3 protein-coding genes and 1 pseudogene are annotated in these 7,583 nt (G+C 59.9%); 2 read left to right on the plus strand and 2 right to left on the minus strand.

All coding sequences use genetic code 11. The annotated features are described in order from the left end of the window. The first annotated feature begins 150 nt into the window (after positions 1-150). Together IRZ24_RS14115 and IRZ24_RS14120 are read left to right on the plus strand one after the other, a co-directional pair. Positions 151-1,587: a metallophosphoesterase gene (locus IRZ24_RS14115; protein WP_297165327.1), complete on the plus strand. Its 1,437-nt coding sequence runs from the start codon at positions 151-153 to the stop codon at positions 1,585-1,587. A gap of 212 nt (positions 1,588-1,799) precedes the next feature. Beyond that, positions 1,800-5,588, plus strand: coding sequence for an AAA family ATPase (locus tag IRZ24_RS14120; RefSeq protein ID WP_297165329.1), 3,789 nt, complete (start codon positions 1,800-1,802; stop codon positions 5,586-5,588). A 133-nt stretch (positions 5,589-5,721) separates the two neighbouring features. Here IRZ24_RS14120 and miaA read toward each other — a convergent pair whose 3' ends face one another. Further along, complete coding sequence (gene miaA / locus IRZ24_RS14125; RefSeq protein ID WP_297165332.1) at positions 5,722-6,732, minus strand: tRNA (adenosine(37)-N6)-dimethylallyltransferase MiaA; 1,011 nt, start codon at positions 6,730-6,732, stop codon at positions 5,722-5,724. 35 nt (positions 6,733-6,767) lie between these two features. Further along, positions 6,768-7,583, minus strand: a pseudogene (locus IRZ24_RS14130) (hypothetical protein); the annotation flags it as partial.

Consider the following 7,583-nt stretch of genomic DNA (forward strand, 5'->3'; position numbering starts at 1 on the left):
AAATGGTCCCTCTTTCCGGGCCGCCTGTTTTTTAATCGTCATAATTTATGATAGACTCCTCTTACCATCCATTCTATGTGCAGGAAAGATCACTGCGACCTGTCGCACGACAGTAGGATCGTCTCTCAGTTCAGTTGGAAGTAGCTTACGATGACAGAAGAACTTGTGGAGGAGGGTTCAGGAAAGACTCTGGACCCTGAGCAGCAGGCGAGTGAGGAGCAGGATGCCGCGTCACACTCGCGTGATGTGGTCACGGTGGTTTTCACAGCGGATAACCATCTGGGAGCTGCCGCTGGTCAACCGATGCGCCGACGTGAGGAGCGAGCACGTCAGCTACGACATGCTTTTCAACAGGCAGTCGATTTTGCCATTGGCCAGGGCGTGGACCTTTTCGTCCAGGCCGGCGATCTCTTCGATAGCTTAAACCCGGCTGAGCATGAGCGTAGCTTTGTGGCCGAGCGCCTGGTCCAACTTCGACAGGCCGGTGTGCGCACCTTTATGGTTGGTGGGCTGCACGATACGCCGCCTTTGGGGCGCGCCCTTGCGGAGGGGGCGCTGCCGGCACCTCAATTGAGCTTTGCGCGCCTTGGCGCCCTCCATTATTTTGAGCCGCTCTCACTTCCTCCCCGCCCGTCTGCTCCGCTGGCTGCGGGCGTTGGTCTGGGAGGTGGGCAGCCTCTGATCGAGTTGCCCCCGGCCCTCTGTGAAATTGGGCAGCTACGGGTCGGCCTCTGTGGTCTGAGTGTGCGCGCTGGCCAGGAGGGTGATCCTCTGGCCTATGTTCGCCCCGCCGCTGAATTTGAGCGCGCTCAGATCCGTATTTTGATCCTCCACGCCCCGATCGAGGGCCTGGCCAATGAGCCTGTCCCTGCCGAAGCCCAGGCCCTGGTGAGTCGCTCTACTTTGGCACGGCAGACCGCCTTCCAGTATATCCTAGCTGGTTATCATCATGCTTTTCATCATATGCGCCTCGGCCAGTGCGAGCTGATCGTCGCTGGGCCCACTCAGCATATTGATTTCAATGACCCCGCCGATACCGAGCCGGGCTTTGTCTTTCTCGGCTTGGCCAGCGATGGCATCCGCTGGTGTAAACATATTGCTGTCGAAACGGTGCGCCTGCGCCGCCTGGTTGTGCCGACTAGCGCTCTCTGGCCTGCTTCGCCGGCAGAGGCACACAGCGGCGAAACTGAGGCCTCCAGTTCTACTGATGCTGCTGGCTCTCCCACCGCGGTGATTCTAGATCGCCTGCGCCCTCTTTGCGACCAACAAACCATGGTTCAGTTGAAACTGGAGGGTGAGCTGACACGCCAGCAATACCATCAGCTCGATCTGAACCAGATCCGCCGTTACGGCGAACAGCATGCCTTCTCGCTGGCTATCGATGACACAGCCTTGACGCTGCTGCCTGACGACCATGAGGCTTCCGTTGCTCCCGGCCCGGCTGAGGCTACTGAGCGCTTCTCCCCTCGCGAGGAACTGGCTGCTCTGGCCGACGAGTGGATCGCTGCCGCCTCTGATGAACAAGAGAAAAAAGCTCTTTTAGTGACAAAAGAAGTGCTGTTGAATGCTCTGGACGAAATCCATTAGCGCAGATCACCCTGGACGCCTGCCCGCTCGGGTCCGAGCGGTGTGCCCGTCGGTCGGTGAATCTGCCTTACTGAACTGAGCTATGTAAAGGAGTTGTGGTAGCGTAAGGGCGGATCGCGGCGAGCATGCTGGCCTCTCTCCTCTTGCTCTAAGAGGGGCCAGCGGAGAGCGCTCGCATCTCCCGAGAGGAGTGTGAACGGAGTGAAGCAGAAATGATTATTCTAAAACACCTGACGGTCGAGCGTTTCAGGCTCTTGCGCGATTTAGATTTGCACTTTCCCCAGCGCGGAAGTATCCTGATCCAGGGGCCGAACGAGGCTGGTAAGTCAACCCTCTTTGAATGTATCTACTTTGCTCTCTTTGGCGAGCCACTCACTACAAATCGGGAGAAACGGGCGCTGGATGATCTGATTATGTACGGAGAGTCCGAGGCCACGGTTAAGCTGACTCTCTCCGTCGGTGCCACTGAGTTGACCATCACGCGCACGGTTGAGCGTGGCAGTGGCCAGCGCGTCTCACTCCTGGTGCGCCGCCTGGGGATGCCTGAGAGTGAGCCAATTACTCAGCTACGTGCCGCTAATGAACGCATTATCACTGAGTTGGGCCGCCTCGATGGCGAGACACTGCGCAACTCATGCCTGGTAGAGCAGAAGGGGCTACAGCGCCTTGAACAGATCAGTGGCCGCGAACGGGAGAGTACTCTGCGCCGCCTGCTGGGCCTGGAGAAGCTCACGCGCCTGGCTGAGCAGTTTCGTTTAACTCCTGAAGATGAGGAGCAGCTGCGCGAGTGCTCTGCTCGCCTGCGTTTGGCTGAGCTGCAAGCACGTATTCCAGAGCTGAGCGCCAAGCTAGGTCAGGTCGAAGAGGCTCTAGATGCGGTCGCAGTCAATGAACATCTCGCGGAGATCGAGCAACAGGAGGCTGAGATCGCTGAGCAAGAGCGTAATCTAGCGGCCATCCAGCAGAAGCGCTCTGAGTTGAAAAGCCGCCAGGCACGCGTACAGCAGCTTAAGAAAGCTGAGGCGATCCTGGCAGAGCTGATTACGGCGTATGATGAGATGGCTGAGGCTCGGCGCGAGCTACCTGAGCTGGATCGCCAGATCGCTGATCTGGAGCTACGCGAGCGCGAGGAGCTGCCTGCTCTAGAAAAGCGTGTGCGTGAGCTGGAAGATCTTTCCCGCTCTTTCGGCACTCTGGAGCGCATGGCTACCGACCTGTTGGCGACTGTGAGTACGATTAAGGAGCTAGAGCAGGAGGTCCAGGAGCGCACTACCTTTGAGGAGAACCTTGAGCAGCTAGAGGCACAGATCAGTCGTGCTCAGGCGCGCCTTGATCAGGCGCGCCTGACGCGTAGTGAGCTGGAGGAGCGTCGCCGTGCCGGTCGTCCATCGCTGGAGGAGCGGCTGCGTCGTCTGCGTCATCTAGCCTCCCGTTTAGAGGCATTGCGTCAGGCTGAGGAGCGCTATGCCCAGCGCCTGGCAGCGCGTGAGCAGGCTGAGCAGCTAGAGAATCAGATAGAGGAAAGGCGCCGTCGGCTGCGCGAGGCCGAACAGGAGCAGGCGCGCTCTGAACAGGAATTGCGCCAGGTCGAACAGCGGGTCGCGACTTACGAGGAGCGCTGGCGACGTCAGAATCTCGCGCGTCAGCTTGAGGAATGGCTGCGCTTGCGCGACAAACTGCGCGGCGTGACAGAGGCTGAACGGCAGGTACGGGCCGCCTATCAACAGCATGAGCGCTGTCACCAGGAGGCCGCGGCTGCTCTCAGCGTGGCGCGTCGCTTGTTCGCTGTGCTTGTGGTCACCGTGGCCGCCTTCGCGATCACGGCATCCCTGAGCTTCTGGTGGGCCTTGTCGCAGCTCCTGGTCCCGGCGGTGATCGGCATTGTGCTGGCGGCTGCTTGCGTTGCTGCTTTCATTGCGCTCTTTATCCGCTATAGTCGAGCTCGTGTCTCGGTTCAGCAGGCTTTGCAGCGTGAGCAGGATGCTCTCAATCATGTACGGGCAATGGTAGCGGCTCGCGAGGCCGCGGCGCGTGCCAATGGCGGTCAGGAGGCTCTAGCCCGCGTTGAGGAGGAGATCCGGGCTTTGGGGGCCGAGGTTCCAGCTTCCCCCGATGAGGCGCGTCGCTTGATTGAGCAGGCTCAGGCTGAGCGCTCCTCGCTCAATGAACAGCAGGCTCTTGCTGAGGCTCGTGAGCAGTTGACTACCTGGCGGGCCCAGGTGGCTAAGGCCACTGAGACTGTGGCTGCTCTGCGTAAGCAGGTGAGCGACCTGGAAGAAGAGGCGCGCTCTAAAGGTTGGGATGATATTCACAGCAAGCTCCGCAGCGACCTGGTGGCCGTGGAACAGGCTCGCCATGAGCTGGCGACCTTGATGGGGCAGGAGGGCCTCCCAATCCCGACCTTCGAAGCCAACGTCTTTAATTCACCTGCCAAGCATGCTGAGCTAAAGGCCATCATCGATGAGGCTCTTAAGACCGCTGAGTTGGAAATTGCTGCCCTCGATGGGAAGATCGATGCTATTGCTGAGCTTCAGGAGCAGATCAAGGCCTGCGAGCAGGAGCTGGAGAGCCTTCAGGCCCGCAAACAGGTGCTACTCGGACGCCTCGAACGCTTTCAGACAAGCGATCCTCTTCAGCAGTTGGCCCGCGCGCGCGAGCAGCAGGCCGCTCTTAGGGAGGCTCTGCAGCAGTTGACAGATTCTTTACGCCAGCGTGTCAAGCCTCTCGGACTGCAGTTCGGCCAGGCTCAGGTCAGTAGCGCAGAGAGTGCTGCTCGCCGCGAGCTAGAGGCACTCCATATTACCCTCGGGCGCCGCATTGAGCTACAGGGCCGCCGCGAGCATTACGCTGCGCTCCTGAAAGAGCGTCAGCAGTCGCTCTCCGGCTACTACCAGCAACTGGCGAAGTTCAGCGCCGTTCTCGGTAGCTGGATTATTCCCCCCAATCCTTTTACTGAGACCCTCAATGGACTGCGCGCCCGCTGTCAGCAGGAGCTGCAGGCGGCCAGTGAGGAAAGCATCCTGCAAGAGCTGGAGCAGTTACAGGTGCAGGAGGGAGCCTCACGCGCTAAGATCGAGCTGTGTCGGCAGGAGATCGAAGAGATCCAGGAGCGAGTGCGAGCGTTGCTAGATCTGCGTGGACGCCCCATTCCCCAGGGCTATCGGCGTGAGGAAATTGTGGCAGTCTGGCCTCTCGTTGGTGAGTACGGAGTTGACGATCGCCAGCGCTTGGAGGAGGAGCGCGCCCGTCTGGAGCTGGAAATGCAGCAACATGAGCGGGAGGAGCTGGAGCTGAGCCAACAGCTCAAAACCGGCGGCGAGCAGCTTGATTTGGAGCAGGCTCGCAGACGCATGGAGCAGCAAGAGCGCACTTATCAGACGAAGAAACGGGGTAGCATGTTGATCGCCGCGGTCATTGAGCGCCTGATGCGCAAGATGATCCCGCGTACCGAATACTACATGCAGCAGATCTTGCCTCTCCTAACCAGTGGTCGCTATCACGATGTGCAACTGGTCACGGAGCCAGAGGAGGGCAGCGCTAGCGGGGGGCCTCTACGCTGGCGCGTCTGGGATTCGGCGGCAGGAGAGTATATTCCGCGAGAAGCGCTTTCGAGCGGCGCAGCAGATCAGATTTCGTTCGCCCTGCGCCTGGCCTTTGCAATCGCTGCTCTGCCACGCGAGCTAAGCGCTGCCCCGGGCTTTTTGCTCCTTGATGAGCCTCTCAGCTCCTTCGATCAGCGGCGAGCGCAGGCAGTGGTCGAGGTGGTCACTGGTGAGATGCTTGGGCAACATTTCGAGCAGATCTTCTTTATCTCACATAGCAGTGCTTTCGATCCTGCTCAATTCCCCTATTATCTCTTGATCGATGGGGGCCAGGTCGTCGAAAGCAATCTCCCTGTGGTGACACCACACAGCGCTCTCAACGGCAATGGCAATGGTGGCCGTCCTTCGTCTGAGGAGGGACCCGAGACCAGCTCTGAAGCCACCTCTGTCGTGGCTTAACCTGCCCATCTCCCAGGGCCTGCTTGATCCGGCTGGCGATGCTTTAATGAGGAGCCTTCGGGGGAAGCTCACAGCTAAGAGAGCGGAGCCTGCTCTCGAGCAGGCTCCGCCAAGGAGGCGAGAGCCGTACTCGCTAGCTGCCTGCCTCCATACCCTGCGAAGGCCCCTGGTTGACTTCACCTGATGGCTGCTGGGCCAGCTCTGCAGCAGAGAAGGCGCCGCCGCACTCTTCTCCAAGAAAGCGCGCTACCTCGGTTGTGGCTCGCTCCAGGTCGGGGCCTTCCAGCCAGATAATGCGCTGATCACGCCGGAACCAGCTCAACTGACGACGGGCGAAGTCGTGAATCGCATGCTTCAGGTGCTCCGCCATGACGGCCTCACTCTCGTATTCTCCCCGCAGCAAGCGACTGATAAAGCGATATTCCAGTCCCAGGGCCTCCAGCCGTTCATGACTGATACCCTGGGCCAGTAAGCGGCGTACTTCGTCGACCATGCCCTGACGTAGGCGCTCGTCGACACGCTGATCAATGCGGCGGTACAGCTCTGCACGTGGCCAGTGAATCCCAAGCAGCAGAGACTCATAGAGAGGGGCTGGCGCTCCCTGTTGCTCGGAGAAAGGTCGGCCCGTCAGGAGGCAGACCTCCAGAGCGCGGATCACCCGTCGCGGATTGCGCCGATCAATATGTGCCGCAGTATGTGGATCACGTCGCTCCAGCTCGGCAACCAGCTCTGCCAGCGGGCGCTGTTCAAGTTGACGACGCAGCTCCATGTCGGGCGGCACCTGGGGCACCTGCAGATTGTCAACAACCAATTGAATATAGTGGGGAGAGCCGCCCACGAGCAAGGGCAGTTTGCCACGACTCAGAATAGCATCGATGGCTGCCAATGCTTCCTCCCGAAAGCGAGCAGCACTGTAAACCTCGCTAGGATCGGCCACGTCAAGCAGATGATGAGGGATCTGCGCCCGCTCCTCGGGGGTAACCTTAGCGGTGCCGATGTCTAGTCCTCGATAGACCTGACGCGAATCGGCAGAGACGATCTCGCCATTGAAGCGCTGCGCAAGCTGAATGCCAAGGGCACTCTTCCCCGAGGCCGTAGGACCCAGCACCACAACCACTTTACCCTTGCTCCGCGGCTGTGCCAATGCTCCAGACCTCATCACTGCTCTCTCACCTGCAGCTAGGGATGCCCGATCAATCGATCGATCCGGAAGATGAGAGCCAGAGCCACAGTCGCCCCGGCAGCGACGGCCAGGGGCGTCAGCAGACTCAGGCTTGTTCCCAAAGCCAGGCTTAAGCCCAGACTGACGCCGATGATCATGATTAGAGCCAGAGTCGGCAAGCGGAAGCGCTTCATTGCCCAACTTGCTCCAGCCAACAAACGGCTGCTGATAGACTGGCTGCTGCCCAGAGTACCGGCCAGGGCCGCCAAAGCGAGCAGGGTCAAGGCATGGAGTGGGGGCGCGCCATCTTGGAAAAAGCTATGCCAAGTGGGTTCCAGAATACCCAGAGCAGCCAGAGTGATGGCCAGCCCCGCACAGAAACGGTTCAACAGCGCTGAGCGCTGCCAGCCATGATCTGTATTCAGCAGCAAAGCCCCTGATGGAGCCAGCGGCAGCATAGCTAGCAATGCCGGTAGAAAAGCAGGATCTGGGGGAAGAGGAGCGCGCTCAAAGAAAGGCAGTCGCGAAAATAGCTCATAGAACAGGGAGGGAGTGAGTAGAGCAGCAGCAAAGACCTGTAGCCAATGGAGCCGACGCCGCTCGGCAGGTGAGACGCGCAACAGATCCCAGCCGCCTGGCTGACCATATTTGGCCTTATAGGCTTCATCCTGAGGACTGATATAAGCTGGCAGGGCAGGAGCCACCGGGCCAGAGCGCTGACCCGGTGGTAGCAAGCGTTGACCAGCGCCGGCGCCGACGCTACCGGACACCTGGCCACTGCCTGCCCTGGTCCCACTGGCCACCGTGGGGCCAGTAGCGGTATAGCCCATGAC

This window comes from Thermogemmatispora sp. (assembly GCF_019683755.1).
Lineage (GTDB): Bacteria > Chloroflexota > Ktedonobacteria > Ktedonobacterales > Ktedonobacteraceae > Thermogemmatispora.

Coding starts and splice junctions, on each gene's coding strand:
- IRZ24_RS14120 (WP_297165329.1), top strand. CDS start 1,800: ATGATTATTCTAAAACACCTGACGGTCGAGCGTTTCAGGCTCTTGCGC.
- IRZ24_RS14115 (WP_297165327.1), top strand. CDS start 151: ATGACAGAAGAACTTGTGGAGGAGGGTTCAGGAAAGACTCTGGACCCT.